11 protein-coding genes and 1 pseudogene are annotated in these 14,497 nt (G+C 60.1%); 8 read left to right on the forward strand and 4 right to left on the reverse strand.

What is annotated here, in order from left to right:
• The first annotated feature begins 289 nt into the window (after window positions 1–289).
• The gene (locus GBM95_RS08340; protein ID WP_152158674.1) at window positions 290–1,816 is read left to right on the forward strand and encodes a flavocytochrome c; all 1,527 of its coding nucleotides are present in this window, start codon (window positions 290–292) and stop codon (window positions 1,814–1,816) included.
• A 104-nt stretch (window positions 1,817–1,920) separates the two neighbouring features.
• On the forward strand, window positions 1,921–2,253 hold the full coding sequence (locus tag GBM95_RS08345) for a cytochrome c3 family protein (RefSeq protein ID WP_152158675.1): 333 nt from the start codon (window positions 1,921–1,923) through the stop codon (window positions 2,251–2,253).
• A gap of 313 nt (window positions 2,254–2,566) precedes the next feature.
• Here the strand turns inward: GBM95_RS08345 and GBM95_RS08350 are convergent, their stop codons facing one another.
• Entirely contained in the window at window positions 2,567–3,817 is a 1,251-nt protein-coding gene (locus GBM95_RS08350; protein WP_152158676.1) for an MFS transporter, read from the reverse strand.
• 138 nt (window positions 3,818–3,955) lie between these two features.
• Here GBM95_RS08350 and GBM95_RS08355 point away from each other — a divergent pair, with 138 nt between their 5' ends.
• Window positions 3,956–4,537 carry a TetR/AcrR family transcriptional regulator gene (locus tag GBM95_RS08355; protein WP_152158677.1) on the forward strand — a complete coding sequence of 194 codons (582 nt, stop codon included), beginning with the start codon at window positions 3,956–3,958 and terminating at the stop codon, window positions 4,535–4,537.
• A 29-nt stretch (window positions 4,538–4,566) separates the two neighbouring features.
• Here GBM95_RS08355 and GBM95_RS08360 read toward each other — a convergent pair whose 3' ends face one another.
• A complete protein-coding gene (locus GBM95_RS08360) occupies window positions 4,567–5,331 on the reverse strand; it encodes a sulfite exporter TauE/SafE family protein (RefSeq protein WP_152158678.1) in 765 nt (254 codons plus the stop codon).
• A gap of 62 nt (window positions 5,332–5,393) precedes the next feature.
• Window positions 5,394–6,827 (reverse strand): aldehyde dehydrogenase family protein, encoded by a 1,434-nt coding sequence (locus GBM95_RS08365; protein ID WP_152158679.1) that lies wholly within the window; start codon window positions 6,825–6,827, stop codon window positions 5,394–5,396.
• A 312-nt stretch (window positions 6,828–7,139) separates the two neighbouring features.
• Between GBM95_RS08365 and GBM95_RS08370 the strand changes: the two genes are divergently transcribed.
• From GBM95_RS08370 to gsiB (GBM95_RS08380), 3 genes and pseudogenes are all read left to right on the forward strand, one after another.
• Entirely contained in the window at window positions 7,140–8,294 is a 1,155-nt protein-coding gene (locus tag GBM95_RS08370; RefSeq protein ID WP_152158680.1) for a M20 family metallopeptidase, read from the forward strand.
• Window positions 8,295–8,492: 198 nt separating this feature from the next.
• A complete protein-coding gene (gene gsiB, locus GBM95_RS08375; protein ID WP_152158681.1) occupies window positions 8,493–10,028 on the forward strand; it encodes a glutathione ABC transporter substrate-binding protein GsiB in 1,536 nt (511 codons plus the stop codon).
• Window positions 10,029–10,240: 212 nt separating this feature from the next.
• Window positions 10,241–11,778, forward strand: a pseudogene (gsiB, locus tag GBM95_RS08380) (glutathione ABC transporter substrate-binding protein GsiB).
• A 113-nt stretch (window positions 11,779–11,891) separates the two neighbouring features.
• Here the strand turns inward: gsiB (GBM95_RS08380) and GBM95_RS08385 are convergent.
• Complete coding sequence (locus GBM95_RS08385; protein WP_152158682.1) at window positions 11,892–13,139, reverse strand: multidrug effflux MFS transporter; 1,248 nt, start codon at window positions 13,137–13,139, stop codon at window positions 11,892–11,894.
• 105 nt (window positions 13,140–13,244) lie between these two features.
• On the opposite strand from GBM95_RS08385, the gene gluQRS reads away from it, so the two are divergent.
• Window positions 13,245–14,099 (forward strand): tRNA glutamyl-Q(34) synthetase GluQRS, encoded by an 855-nt coding sequence (gluQRS, locus tag GBM95_RS08390; RefSeq protein WP_152158683.1) that lies wholly within the window; start codon window positions 13,245–13,247, stop codon window positions 14,097–14,099.
• Between the two features lie 28 nt (window positions 14,100–14,127).
• A complete protein-coding gene (locus GBM95_RS08395; protein WP_152158684.1) occupies window positions 14,128–14,388 on the forward strand; it encodes an EamA family transporter in 261 nt (86 codons plus the stop codon).
• Window positions 14,389–14,497: the final 109 nt, after the last annotated feature.

Genomic DNA, 14,497 nt, shown 5'->3' on the forward strand with positions numbered 1-14,497 from the left:
CTCACGACGGACACCCTTGCCTCTGGCTGTGAGCTTGGCACTACCTCCTGCTCATCGGGACTTTCACCCTATAGAAATCGCCCATGCCGGGCACACGACGAAAAAGGCCGAAGTGGATTCTCTTCGACCTTAAGCAAATCTCCTAGGAGGTCCCCTGACGCAGAATGCGTTTCGTGATCAGAGGGAATTGAAAGCGTGATGCAAAATCGCGCGGACATCCCTCCGGAAGCAGATATCAAGAGCTGTCCTCCTGAAAGGACGGCCGATCTCTTTAAAGGAGAGAAAGAAAATGACCGAAATGAATCGCCGCACGCTCCTCAAGGGTTCCGTCGCGATGGGCGCTGCTGCGCTCTTTGGCTCTGAAGCGGCTCACGCCGCCGGCGCCGTTGCGCTCCCGAAGAAGTGGGACGAAACGACCGAGGTTCTCGTGATCGGTTCGGGCTTTGCGGGTCTTGCGGCCGCCATTGAAGCGAAGAAGGCGGGCGCCAAGGTCGAGGTTCTCGAAAAGATGACCATGCCCGGCGGCAACTCCATCATCAACGGCGGCATTCTGACGGCTACCGGGTGCCCGCAGCAGCTCAAGCACGGCATTAAGGATTCGCCTGAGCTCCTCGCGCACGACATGCTCGTTGCCGGCCTCTATCTGAATGAGCCTGAAAAGGTGAAGCTCGTCGCCAACTCCGCGCTCTCCAACTACGAATGGACCGTTAAGGTACTCGGCGTCGAATACAACCAGGACGCGATCGGTCAGGAAGGCGGCCACAGCGTTCCGCGCTACGTCTTCACGAAGAATGGTTCGGGCTCGGGCATTGTCTCGAAGGAGCTCGAATACCTCGAAAAGCTCGGCGTCAAGGTCCGCACCCGCGTCTATGTGAAGCACCTCTTCCGCGACGCCTCGGGCCGCGTTCTCGGCGCTGAGGTCCAGGAAGGCTACCGCTTCCCGAAGGCCGACTCCGGAAAGACCAAGTTCATCCGCGCCACGAAGGCGGTCGTCCTCTGCTACGGCGGCTTCTCGCGCGATGTCGAATACCGCATGATGCAGGATCCGAAGCTCACCGCGAAGCTCGACAGCACGAACCAGCCCGGCGCCACTTCGGAACTCTGGCGTGAAACGAGCCGCATCGGCTGCGCTCAGATTCAGAACGACTGGATTCAGTGCACGCCGTGGAACAACCCCAAGGAAAAGGGCATGGGCATCGGCTGGACCTTCTCGCAGTCCGCTGCTGCTGAATACGGCCTCTGGGTTTCGACTTCCGGCAAGCGCTTCGTGAACGAACTCGCCAACCGCAAGGTCCGTGCAGATGCCATCATGGTCGAGCAGACGAACGGCTTCCGCGCCGTCTCAATCTGCACGAAGGCCAACACCAAGGCCTTTGAGGACGCTCGTCCGGGCATGCTCGCAAAGCTCCTTGAGCAGGGCATCGTGAAGGAATACAAGTCCCTCGCCGACATCGCCGCCGACTACAAGATGCCTGCCGACGTGCTCGCGAAGACGGTTGACGACTTCAACAAGGCTGTTAAGGCGAAGAACGATCCGGAATTCGGCCGCTACATCAACAACGAGCAGGTTCCGCTCACCGAAGGTCCGTGGTATGCGAGCGAAATGAGCCCGAAGGTTCACCACTGCATGGGCGGCCTTGTGACCAACCTCAAGTGCCAGGTGATCGACATTTCCGACGGCAAGCCCGTCCCCGGCCTCTATGCCGCTGGTGAAGCGACTGGCGGCGTGCACGGCGCCGTGCGCCTCGGCTCCTGCGCCATTCTCGACTGCCTCGTGAACGGCCGCATCGCCGGCAAGGAAGCTGCCAAGGCCTGATGAATCCTCTTCTTCCCGCCCGCGAGCTACAGCCACCGGGCGGGAATAAAGCGAATTTCCCCGCCGGGGCGGAAGGCCAATGAACCTCTCCGCCCCTTTTTCAAATGAAAAAGACCCTGATTCTTCTTGCGATGGCTCTCGCTGCGCTCCCCTTCGCGGCCGACGCCAAGGGCTTTGCCGACTATCACACGGAAACGCTGAAGCTTCCGTGCACGACCTGCCACAAAACGCCCGACACGATGCCGACGACGGAGACCTGCACGGGCTGCCACCCGACCGACAAGCTCGTCGAGTCGACCAAGAACGTGAAGCCCACCAACCCGCACACGTCCCCTCACTACGGCGCGAAGCTCGACTGCGTCAACTGCCACGTGGGTCATGAGCCGAGCGAAAACTACTGCGCTCAGTGCCACAGCTTCGACTTCAAGGTGCCTTAACCTTCAGGCGCCGAAGTCTGATCAAAAGCCCGGATGCGCCGGATGACGCGCCCGGGCTTTCCTTTCCCGGGAAATGCCGGACCGCCGGCGTCATGAACCCGGCTCCGAAAGCCTTCCGGAATTCATGCGTTTCGGCGGCCAAAATGCGCCCCGGGCGGAGACCGAGCTTAGATCGGAGTCCGTGATCCGGCCTTAACCTTGAGCGCATCTCTCTGACGGTATTTCCCTGACTTGAAATTTAGAATAACATTTTTATTATTTCAATAAAGCGCTTTAAAGGACGGCTCAGAGAGAGCCGTCCTTCCTGAATGCTTTATTTCCGTTCAAGCACCCGGTGCGCCACCTCGCCTTCAGCCGGCGTCATGCGCCTCGCGAGAAGCACCGGGAGCAGCATGAGTAGCGCTACGAGCCCGAATGAAGCCGAGAGCCCCATTTCCTCGCCGATGAAGCCGAGGGTCGGGGGCCCCGCGAGAAATGCGCCGTACCCCGCGCTCGAAAGAAGGCTCATCCGGGCTGCGGGGTCCCCTTCGCCCATTGCGGCACCCGCAGAAAGCGCAACCGGGAAGCCGAGCGCCGCGCCTGCGGCCCAGAAAACGACGCCCAGCATGACGAAGAGCGGTGCCTTGAAGAAAATAATGACGAGAAGCCCGATGAGCGCAAGAAGAGCGCTTCCCATAAGGACGCGCCGCTTGCCGAAGCGCATGAGCCAGAAGGTTCCGGAGAAGCGCACGGCGGCAAGGCCCGACGCAAAGACCGCAAAGGCGAGCGCCGCGAAGCTCGTCGACGCGTTCATCGATTCGCGCAGAAGTATCGGGAGCCAGTCGTTTGCCGTGCCTTCGCAGAGCGCGACCACAAAGACCACGATGACGGCGGCGATGAGGCTGCCCGTGATTCTGAGCTTTGGCTTCAGGGCACCGGTCTTTTTCTCAGCTTCTTCACCCGACGCCCGGACGAGCGCCTCCACCTCGTTTAGCCGCAAGGTGGAGAGAAGGAAAACCAACGCCATCAGGCCGACAGCCATGAGAAAGTGCGTCATCGGCGAAACCGCGAGATAGACGCAGCCGAAGCCGAAGCCGAAAAAGGCGCCGACCGCTTCGCCGAAGCTGAAGCACGCATGGAGCGTCGTGAGCACAGGCTTTCCCCGCCGTGCTTCAATGACGCCCGCCGCGACATTCATCGCGATGTCGAGGAATACGGACCCGAACCCCACGAGTCCGAGACCCAGCGCCGTAACGACGCCTCCCGGAAGCGGCATGGGGAGAGCCAGCGGGAGCGCCGCAAGGAAGACTCCCAGAAGCATGAGCGCTTCGCCGAGAAGCGTCATCAACCGCGCACCCGCCCGATGAATCAGAACCGGCGCAAAAATGAGGGACGGGATGGAGCCGAGCGAAAGCCCGAGAAAGACGAGGCCCATTTCTGCAATCGAGAGCCCGAGCCCCTCGCGGATTGCGGGCGTCCTCGTGATCCAGGTTGCCATCAGAAAGCCGCCCGCAAAGAAGGCGGCAAAGAGCGCTTCGCGCGCACTGAAGGTTCCGAAGGATCCTTTTGCTGCTTTTCGGAACATGCGTTGTCCTCCTGAATTTAAATATGTACGTACGTACCTAAAGCGAAGCGCATTCTACCGATTTTCATCGCGATATGCACGAGCGTACACTATGAGAAAATTTCGCCCGTCCATTCCTTTCCGAAGCGCTCTTCCCTTATGCCCGACGCATCTCAGACTGACCATGCCGACAACGCGCCCGAACGCGCCTCCCGCCGCTACGACCCGGAGAGACGGCGCCGCATCATTGCATCTGCGCTCGAGGTGATTGCCCGGCAGGGCGTCGAAGGCGCGTCCATTCGCCTCGTCGCGAAGGAAGCCGACGTTCCGTTGGGCTCCATGACCTACCATTTCAGGGGCCGCGACGAGCTTCTCTTTGAGGCCATGCAGAGCTTCATTGAAGAGCTCTCCGTCATCACTTTTCCAAGGCTCGAGGCGGCGGAAAGCAGAGAGGAAGCGCTCGAGGTGCTCTCCGACTACCTCTGCTGGCCGGTAGACAAGCGCCTTCTTCTTCTCACCTACGAGCTCTATGCCTATGCGGCGAGGAATGTTGCCGTGAAGCCGCTCGTCTCAGAGTTTCACGAAAAAGTCCGCCGCGAACTCATGCGCTTCTTTCCGAAGCACGTGGCGAGCATTCTTGACGCCCTCATCGACGGCGCCTGCATACACCGCGCGTACGACGAGCATCCGCCCAGGCGCGAAGAGTACCTTGAGGTGATCCGCCGGCTTGCCGGCTGCTGATCACGGCTCAGCCGCACTGAAGAGAAAATTCAGGCGAGAAGCTCCCAGGCGGTCTTGACGAAGAGAATCGAAAGGACGACCGCAATGATGGGACGCACGATCTTCGTGCCGTTCTTAAGCACCAGCCCCGCCCCGATGTAGTGCCCGGCAATGGAGAAACACCCGGCAATGAGGCCGAGCGCCCAGATCACCTCGCCCGAAAGCGCAAAGGTCGCAAAGGCGGCGAGGTTGCTCGAGAGGTTCACGGCCTTCATCTGGCCCGAGGCCTCCCTCACGCCCATGCGCGCGAGGATCGTGTAGGAAAGGAGCATGAAGGTGCCCGCGCCCGGCCCGTAGAAGCCGTCGTAGGCGCCGCAGAGAAGCGACATGGCGGCGACGATGGCGAGGCGCTTGCTTTTTTCCATCTCCTCGCCCTCGGCGGGAATCGCCGACTTTCGGAAGACCACAATCGCCGCAAAAGGGAGGAGCACGATGAGGATGTAGCGAAAGACCTCTTCGGGCACGAGAAGGGCGATCCGCGCGCCGACGGCGCTCCCGATGAAGGCGCAGAAGACGGCCGGAAGCGCTTCGCGAACCTTCAGGAACCCGGCCCGCCAGAGGCGGAACGTTGAAACGCTCGTTCCGATCATGCTCGCGAGCTTATTGCTCCCCAATGCCATATGCGCGGGAACGCCTGCAATAAGGAAGGCGGGGAGCGTAATCAGCCCGCCTCCGCCGGCGATGGCGTCGACGAGACCTCCGAGAAAGACGAGCGGACAGACGATCAGAAGCGTCGTAAGAAAATCGAATTCCATTTTGCCTTGAGCCGAGGCGGAGGCGCTCGAAAGGAAAAATGGAGCGCCGTCTTCAGAGCGAATTAGAAGGTGGAGTGGTCGAAGACGGCCTTAAGCTCGGTAAATTCCTCGAGCCCGTAGATTCCGCCCTCGCGGCCGATGCCGCTCGCCCCGAAGCCTCCGAAAGGAGCGGCGAGGTCGCGCTCGGCATCGTTAATGTACACGTTTCCGCTCCGGATCCTGCGGGCGAAATCGAGCGCTTCTTGCTTTGGTCCGAAAACGGCACCGCAAAGTCCGTAGGGCGTGCCGTTGGCGATTGCCTCGGCTTCGTCGAGCGTGCGGTAGGTAAGAACGGAAAGGACCGGCCCGAAAATCTCTTCCTGAGCGATCTTCATCTCCGGCCTCACGTTGACGAAGACTGTCGGCCTGATGAAGTAGCCTTCGTTTTCTCCGGGGTCCTTCGGCACCTCGCCCGCAATCATTTCAGCGCCTTCATCAAGCCCCGACTCGATGTAGCGCTTCACGCGCTGAAACTGCCCGAGGGAGACGACGGGCCCCACGCGGGTTGAAAGATCCCTCGGGTCGCCGACGGGGTAGTTTTTGAGCGCTTCAATGAGGAGCGCCTTCGTCTCCCCGAGCATTTCCTCCGGGACGAGAAGTCTCGAGAGCGCCGTGCAGGTCTGTCCGGCATTGAGAAGGAGCGAATCGAAGAGCTTCTTCGCGGCCGGCCGGTAGTCGGACATGCCGGAGAGCCACACGCAGGGCGATTTGCCGCCCAATTCGAGCGCAATGCGCTTCAAATCCCGGGAAGCAACCGCGCCGATCCGGCGGCCCACTTTGGTCGAGCCCGTAAAGGACACCATGTCGACGCCGGGATGCGCGACGAGCGCTTCACCCACGGTTTCGCCTCTCCCCTGAACGAGGTTGAAGACCCCCGGAGGGAGTCCCGCCTCGCGGAAGGCTTCGGCGAGAAGCGTCGCCGTAAGGGGCGTCAGTTCGCTCGGCTTGAGCGCCACCGTGCAGCCCATCAGAATCGCGGGGACCGCCTTCTGAATAATCTGTCCGAGGGGATAGTTCCAGGGCGTGATGGCCGCAACAACCCCCACGGGCTCCCGCGTCACGAGGGATGCGGGGAAGTGCTCCTCGAGCTTCATTTTCCGCGCGGCATCAATGAAGGCCGCGGTGCGGCGCATCTGGTAGTCGCAGTGCTTCTTTCTCGCAAAGGCTGCCGGAGCGCCGAGTTCGGCGATTTCGAGGGCAACGATCTCCTCGGTCATGCCGCGGAAGATTTCAAGCATCCGTTCCATCAGGGCGATGCGCGTCTCAAGCGTCATTTTCGACCATGCCGGGAAAGCCTTTCGCGCAGCTCTCACCGCACGATCGACGTCTTCGGCCGTTCCGTCCGGAACGCGTGCAATGGTCGAGCGGTCGGCAGGATTCTCAACCGGGATGAAAGCTTCGCCCGAAGACTTCACCCACTCTCCGTCGATCAGCTGGCATTCGAAAAATTCGCGCATGACTTCTTTCTGCTCTTTCTGGCTTCTTGTGACTGTCGGGCGCCCGGAAGGGAAAAGGGTCTTCGCTTCTGGCATCCCGCGGAACGCTTACCCGGCGAAGTTTACTTTCGACATCCGGGAAATGCTTCGACGAAAAAATCATGAAAACCTCAACTTCCTATCAAGAAGCACGGGGAGCCCGCACCGCGCCGACTTTTTGCGGCGCTTCTCTGACAAAAGACCGAAGAAGCTACGCCGTTCTGCAGAGGGAAGACGGGAAAGTCTTCGGTTAGGCTTGAAGGAACTTTCCTCTTCATTTTTGGAACCTTCCACATGACTCAAGAGAACGTTCTTTCCCGCGCCGTTGAATTCGCGCAGACGCTCGTGCGCGTGCCTTCCGTTTCCGGAACCCCCGCCACGCACGACGTGATCAGGGCGGTCGAAGAGATCCTCAGCCGCTTCAGCCGCTCGACCTCCCGCATCGCCGCTCAGTCGACCGGCGCTCCGGTGCTTCTCGCGCACTGCGGGTCGGACGATCCGAATGCGCCCTCCCTCATGCTTTCGGGCCATATCGACGTCGTGCCGCCTGCCGGCATGACCGATCCCTGGTCGGCGGAAATTAAGGACGGGCGCCTTCTCGGGCGCGGCTCGACCGACATGAAGGGCGGGGCCGCCGCCGCGATCGCCGCTTTCTGCGAAGCGTCGCAAAAGGATCTGAAGGGAAGCCTCTGGCTCATTCTCTCCACCGATGAAGAAACGGACGTGAAGGGCGTCAAGGCCGCGCTCGAGGAACCGGGCGCCCCGCGTCCGGATCTCGCGATCATCGCCGAACCCACCGAACTCACGATCCGAAACGAACACCGCGGCGACGCCTGGGTGCGGGTCGACTTCCAAGGCCGGAGCGCTCACTCCTCGCGCCCTCATCTCGGCGTCAACGCCATTGAAGCCGCCGCACTCTTCATCGTCCGTGCAAGAAAGCGCCTCCCCGAAATGCAGAAGGAAGGCCCCGGGATCGGCCCGCAGACGACCTCGATCGACATGGTCTCGGGGGGCGCAGCGCCCAATGTGGTGCCCGCAAGCGCCTCGGTCACGATCGACTTCCGCTACCAGGGCGAGGAATGCGGCAGGATCCAGGAGGAAAGAATCCTGCGCGTCGTCGAGGAACTGAGAAAGGACCCGGACTTCCCGCCGGTCGAGGTTTCGACCACGATCACGGGCGACTGGCCCGCGCTCTCCTCGTCCCTTGAAAACCCCGCTGCCCAGCAGGCGATCGCTGCCATTGAGGCCTCTCTCGGACACAAGGTCGAGGTGACCCCGATGTCGGGCTGGGGCGAAGGCGGCTACATGCACGCTTTTGGGATCCCGGCCTTCTATTTCGGCCCGGGCGAAGGAAAGCTCGCCCATACGCCGAAGGAATCCAGTCCGGTCTGGCATATCGAAAAGGCAGCTGAGGCAATCTACCGAGCCGTTATGGCGCGCTGCGCCTGATTTTCGTGCGCTCCCACGCCTCGATTTGGTGCATCGCATCTGCGCCGGGAGCGCGCGTCCGGTCCATTGAATTTCTTTCAGAGAATCCCTCCGCTGGCACGTAATTTGCTCAGTCTTTAAGCACAACTTTCACCGGCGCTTACCCCCTTCATGCCGGCGCACCTTCACATGAACGGAGACCCGTTCCGGAGTTTAAAAATGAAATTTACTCATGCCGCCATGGCGCTTGCCCTCTCGGGCGTGCTCGCCGGTCTTGCCGCCCAGCCCGCTGCTGCGAAGGAAGTGACCATTGCCGTTGCCTCCACCTTCACGACGATGGACCCCTACGATGCGAGCGACACGCTTTCCTACAGCGCCGCGAAGTCCATGTATGAAGGCCTTTTCGGCTTCGACAAGGACATGAAGCTCCACAATGTCCTCGCTGAAGGCTACAAGGTGAGCGACGACGGTCTCGTATACACCGTCACGCTTAAAAAAGGCATCAAATTCCACGACGGCACGGAATTCCAGGCCGACGCCGTGAAGGCGAACTTCGACCGCGTGACGAATAAAGCGAACGCCCTTCGCCGCTATACGCTCTACTACAACATTGCGAAGACGGAGGTCGTCGACCCCTATACGGTCCGCTTTACGCTCCACAAGCCCTTCTCGGCCTTCATCAACCAGCTCGCTCACGCTTCGGGCGCCATGATCTGCCCGAGCGCCATTCAGAAGTATCCGGGCAAGGAACTCGCCTTCCATCCGTGCGGCACGGGCCCCTTCGTTCTTGATAAATACAACCCGTCGGAAATTCTCCACGTCGTCAAGAACCCCAACTACTGGCAGAAGGGTCTCCCCAAGGTTGACGGCCTCACCTTCAAGCCTGTTCCTGAAAATTCCACCCGCGTCGCGATGCTGCGCACGGGCGAAGCCCACTACATCTTCCCCGTTCCTCCGGAACAGGTGAAGATTCTTGAGGGCGAAAAGAACCTCGTCGTCACGAAGGAGCCTTCGATCATCGAGCGCTACGTTGCCTTCAACATGACGAAGAAGCCCTTCGACAACCTGAAGGTCCGTCAGGCCCTCAACTACGCCGTCAACAAGCAGGCGCTCGCCAAGGTCGCCTTCAACGGCCTTGCCGACCCGACGAAGGGCATCGCCCCGAAAGGCGTTGAATTCGCCGACGAATACGGCGCCTGGCCCTATGACCCGAAGAAGGCCCGCGAACTTCTGAAGGAAGCGGGATACCCGAACGGCTTCTCGGCCACGCTCTGGTCGCTCTACAACCATACGACCGCGCAGAAGGTCATTCAGTTCCTTCAGCAGCAGTTCGCTCAGGTGGGCGTCAAGGTTTCCGTGATGGCCATGGAAGCCGGCCAGAGAACCGCTTATCTGCTCAAGAAGCCTGAGGAATCCCAGCTCAACATGGTCTATGCCGGCTGGTCCTCCTCCACGGGCGAACTCGACTGGGCCATCCGTCCGCTTCTCGGCACCGACTCCTGGGCGCCGGTCGCGAGCAACTTCGGCTACTACTCGAATAAGACGCTCGACGACAACTTTCGCGATGCGCTTCTCACGACCGACAAGGCAAAGAAGCAGGCTTTCTACTCCGTCGCTCAGAAGGCGACCTGGGACGACTGCCCGTGGATCTACCTCGTCACCGAGCAGAACGTTTCCGCTCACGTGAAGGGACTTACGGGCTTCTACATCCAGCCCGATGCCGGGTTTGAATATTCCCAGATTGAGTTCAAGTAACCGGCATTCTTTCCGACGCCGCCCTTCATGAGGGCGGCGAGGAACCCGGCGGCGGCAGACTTCTCAAAAGTCTGCCGCCTTTCTTTTCTGGCACCGGGTTTGCTTCATAAATTTCAAGGAAAGAACGAAAAAGCCGGAGACCCGGCCAGGTCCTCCCCTCGGGACCAGCAGTCATCCGGCTCCTTCAGAAGCATTCAAACGGGACCAAACAAATGAAAACCATGCACGCCTCTCTTCTCGCACTTGCCCTCGCCGGCATCATGACCGCGGGCGCGAGCTCTGCACTGTCGGCCAAGGAAATCACGGTCGGCATTGCCTCAACCTTCACGACGATGGACCCGTACGATGCGGGCGACACGCTCTCGCAGACCGCCGCCAAATCCATGTACGAAGGCCTCTTCGGTCTCGACAAGGACATGAAGATCCGAAACGTCCTCGCCGAAAGCTATGACGTGAGCGCGGACGGCCTCGTCTATACGATCCATCTCAGAAAGGCGTCATGTTCCACGACGGCACGGAATTTCAGGCCGATGCCGTGAAGGCGAATTTCGACCGAGTGACGAATAAGGAAAATGCGCTACGCCGCTACTCCCTCTACAACAACATCGCGAAAACGGAAGTGGTTGACCCGTACACCGCGAGAATTACGCTCAGGAAACCCTTCTCCGCCTTCATCAACCAGCTCGCTCACCCGGCAGGCGTCATGATCTGCCCGAAGGCGCTCGCCGCCTATCCGGGCAAGCAGATCGCCTTCCACCCCTGCGGGACCGGCCTCTACACCGTGAAGGAATACAACCCGTCGGAGATCCTTCACGTTGTGAAGAACCCCAACTACTGGCAGAAGGGGCTCCCCAAGCTCGACGGCATCACCTTCAAGCCCGTCCCTGAGAATTCCACGCGCGTCGCGATGCTGCGCACCGGCGAAGCGCAGTTCATTTTCCCCGTGCCTCCGGAACAGGTGAAGTCCCTTGAAGGCGAATCCGGGATCGAGGTCACCGTCTCTCCCTCGATCATCGAGCGCTACATCGCCTTCAACACCAAAATGAAGCCCTTCGACAATCCGAAGGTGCGTCTCGCGCTCAACTATGCCGTCAACAAGCAGGCGCTCTGCAAGGTAGCCTTCAACGGCCTTGCGGTCCCCGCAACGGGCCTCGCTCCCGAGGGCGTCGACTACGCGAAGCAGTTTGAAGCGATTCCCTATGATCCGAAGAAAGCGCGCGAGCTTCTGAAGGAAGCGGGCTACCCGAACGGCTTCACCGCCACCCTCTGGTCGCTCTACAACCATACGACCGCCCAGAAGGTGATCCAGTTCCTGCAGCAGCAGTTCGCTCAGGTAGGCGTCAAGGTTTCCATCATGGCGATGGAATCGGGCCAGAGAACGACCTATCTCCTGAAGAAGCCCGAGGAAGCAAAGCTCAACATGCTCTACACGGGCTGGTCATCCTCGACGGGCGAACTCGACTGGGCCGTGCGGCCGCTTCTTGCGACGGAATCCTGGGCGCCGGTTGCCGGGAACTACGGCTTCTATTCGAACGCCGTGCTTGACAGGAACTTCTCAGAAGCCCTTCGCACGACGGACCGCGCCAAGAAGACCGAGCTCTATGACGCCGCACAGAAGGCCGTCTGGGATGAAATGCCCTGGATCCCGCTCGTGGCGGAAAAGAACGTCTCCGCAAAGGTAAAGGGCCTCACGGGCTTTTACGTGCAACTCGACGCGGGCTTTGACTACCTTGAGGCTGAGTTCAAGTAGTTCAGAGAAAACTAACGGCATTTCCAAACAGCAAGGAGGCGGTTCCTGCGCCATGATGCAGGGACCGCCTCCTTTCCTTTGCAGCCTATGCGCGGAGCTTCATCCCGGGATCTTTAGCCTTTTGCGGCAAGCGCACCGGCCCTGGCTTCAGGCGGCAGGTACGCGTCTCTCTTCTTTTCCACAATCAGCCAGAAAAGCAGCATGACAATGCCGGAGAAAAGCATGACGAGGCAGTATTTCCAGGATTCTCCCATCACAAGAGGCACGAGGACCGCGGAAGAAATCCCGAAGGCGCCCGTAAGCGACACCTGCTGCACGGAAGCGGCGAGCCCCCGGTTCTTCGGAAAATAGTCGAGATTCATCACATTGATCGCCGGACGAATCGCGGCCGCTGCGAGGTTGTAGAGAAGCGGCGGAAGAAGAAGGAGCGGGAAAGTTAAAGGATGAATCCATTCAACCAGAGCGCCGGCGAGTCCCGAGATAATCAAAAGCGCAATGCCGCCGAAAATCAGCTTCCGTGTCCCGATTTTTTCCATGAGGGAAGGCCCCATCCAGGCGCCCAGCATTGAAACGCCGACAATCGGCACCATCAGGAGCCCGAACTGATCGACCCGAAGCTTCATCACGTGAATCACAAAGTCGGCTGCGCCCGCGGAATAGACAATGAGTCCCATGAAGCAGAAACCATGCGCGAGAACCTCTGCGACGAAAGCAGGGTTGCGAAGCACCTTCCCGTAATTCATCAGGGTGGAAGCCGGTCGGAAGGAGGTGCGGCGATCTTCCGGCAAGGTTTCCCTGAGAAAGATGATCACAATGAGAGAAAGCAGGGCGCCGAAGAACGCGAGAAACGCGAATACGAAGCGCCAGCCGAAAAGGACGGTGAGTTCTCCCCCGACAATCGGCGCCATGCAGGGCCCGACGCCGAAAAGAATTGCAATGAGGGCGAGAATCCTGGCGGCTTCAACCCCCTGCCATTGATCGCGCACAATGGCCTGGGAAATCACCGGTCCTGCGGAAGCGCAGAGCCCCATCAGAAAGCGCCAGCCGTAGAGCGCCTCAATCGAATTTGCAAACATGCATCCGATGGAGGCAAGCGCGAAGATGATCGTGGCGGCTATCAGCACCCGGCGGCGCCCGAAGGCATCTGAAAGCGCGCCGATCAAAAGCGACGCGCAGGCAAAGGCAAGGAGGTAGAGCGAAAGCGACTGCTGCACCGCAATGGCGGATACGCCGAAATCGCGCTCAATATCCCCGAAGGCCGGCACGTAGGTGTTGGCGGCAAAGGGACCAAGCGTCGCCACAGCGGCGAGCAGCATGCCGTCCGTGAGCTTTGGAGGGCTCTTCAGATCTGATTGGGTCATTAGGGAAGAAATGCTGAAGACCGGACGAGAAAGATTCACCGGCACATCCTAAAATTTTGCCTGTACTTTCATAGGCAGTCATTAGTACCTAAGGCTGAAAACCCCATGTATCGCGGTCGCTTTGCTCCCTCTCCCACCGGCCAGCTCCATGCCGGAAGCCTTGCCGCAGCGCTGGCGAGCTGGCTCGATGCCCGCGCGCACGAGGGAGCCTGGCTTCTGCGGATTGAGGATATTGACCCCCCGCGGGACATCCCCGGAGCGGGAGAAAGCTTCATTGAAGATCTGAAGCGCTTCGGAATGGAGTCGGACGAACCCGTTCTCTGGCAGCACGATCGTTATCCCGCCTATGAAGAGGCGCTCGAGCGCCTTCAGGAACTTGGCCTCGTCTATGGCTGCGCCTGCTCGCGAAAGGAAATCTTTGCAGAAGACCTTCGCCTCGGTCTTCCCAAAGGGGTCTATCCAGGAACCTGCCGTGAGGGCACTCACGGCAAACCCGTCCGGGCGCTCAGATTCCGCGTGCCGTCCGGCGTTTTTTCCTTCCATGACCGGCGTCTCGGAGACTTCACGCAGGATGTCGAACATGAAGTAGGCGACTTCATTCTGAAGCGTGCCGACGGACTCTGGGCCTATCAGCTTGCAGTCGTCGCGGACGATATTTTTTCGGGCGTCACCGACATCGTGCGCGGCGCCGACCTCGTTGACAATACGCCTCGCCAGATTCTCCTCACGCAGGCGCTTGGAGGAACGCCTCCCCGCTACATGCATATTCCCCTCGTTCTCAATGACGAGGGAGAAAAGCTCTCCAAGCAGGCGGGCGCCACTCCGGTAGATGTTTCGCACCCGCTCGAAGCGCTTGAAGCCGCTGGTCGCCATCTGGGGCTTCCCTTCATCGGCGCCGAAAACTCGGAAGGCTACCTTCGCGCCGCACTCCCCCTCTGGGCGGAGCGCTGGTGTCGATGATTTCTCTCACGTGAAAGGAGAATCTCCCATGGTCCGCCAGTCTCTATGGATGCTCCTCGCGACCTTCCTTTTTGCTGTCGTCGCGCTTCTCGTCAAGATGGCGTCGGACTTTTATTCCGTCTGGGAGATCATCTTCTACCGGAGCCTCTTCGGCGTTGCCCTCTGCGGCGTCATCCTGAGGCAGAAGCATATTTCGCTCGCGACCGCGCACCCCTGGCGCCATTTCATTCGCTGCGCGATCGGCACGACCTGCATCACGCTCGGGGTCTATACGGTATCTGGACTATAGGTAGAGCGGGTTTTTAGGCTTTCCGGGACACTTGAGGTCATTCCCAATCAGGAGGATCTCATGATCGATTCCATCTGGCGCAGGGCGTATGACGCCTGGCAGAAATCCG

The organism is Sutterella seckii, assembly GCF_009183815.1.
GTDB classification, from domain to species: Bacteria; Pseudomonadota; Gammaproteobacteria; order Burkholderiales; family Burkholderiaceae_F; genus Sutterella; species Sutterella seckii.

Coding starts and splice junctions, on each gene's coding strand:
- GBM95_RS08340 (WP_152158674.1), top strand. CDS start 290: ATGACCGAAATGAATCGCCGCACGCTCCTCAAGGGTTCCGTCGCGATG.
- GBM95_RS08345 (WP_152158675.1), top strand. CDS start 1,921: ATGAAAAAGACCCTGATTCTTCTTGCGATGGCTCTCGCTGCGCTCCCC.
- GBM95_RS08350 (WP_152158676.1), bottom strand. CDS start 3,817: ATGTTCCGAAAAGCAGCAAAAGGATCCTTCGGAACCTTCAGTGCGCGC.
- GBM95_RS08370 (WP_152158680.1), top strand. CDS start 7,140: ATGACTCAAGAGAACGTTCTTTCCCGCGCCGTTGAATTCGCGCAGACG.
- gluQRS (WP_152158683.1), top strand. CDS start 13,245: ATGTATCGCGGTCGCTTTGCTCCCTCTCCCACCGGCCAGCTCCATGCC.
- GBM95_RS08355 (WP_152158677.1), top strand. CDS start 3,956: ATGCCCGACGCATCTCAGACTGACCATGCCGACAACGCGCCCGAACGC.
- gsiB (WP_152158681.1), top strand. CDS start 8,493: ATGAAATTTACTCATGCCGCCATGGCGCTTGCCCTCTCGGGCGTGCTC.
- GBM95_RS08365 (WP_152158679.1), bottom strand. CDS start 6,827: ATGCGCGAATTTTTCGAATGCCAGCTGATCGACGGAGAGTGGGTGAAG.
- GBM95_RS08395 (WP_152158684.1), top strand. CDS start 14,128: ATGGTCCGCCAGTCTCTATGGATGCTCCTCGCGACCTTCCTTTTTGCT.
- GBM95_RS08360 (WP_152158678.1), bottom strand. CDS start 5,331: ATGGAATTCGATTTTCTTACGACGCTTCTGATCGTCTGTCCGCTCGTC.
- GBM95_RS08385 (WP_152158682.1), bottom strand. CDS start 13,139: ATGACCCAATCAGATCTGAAGAGCCCTCCAAAGCTCACGGACGGCATG.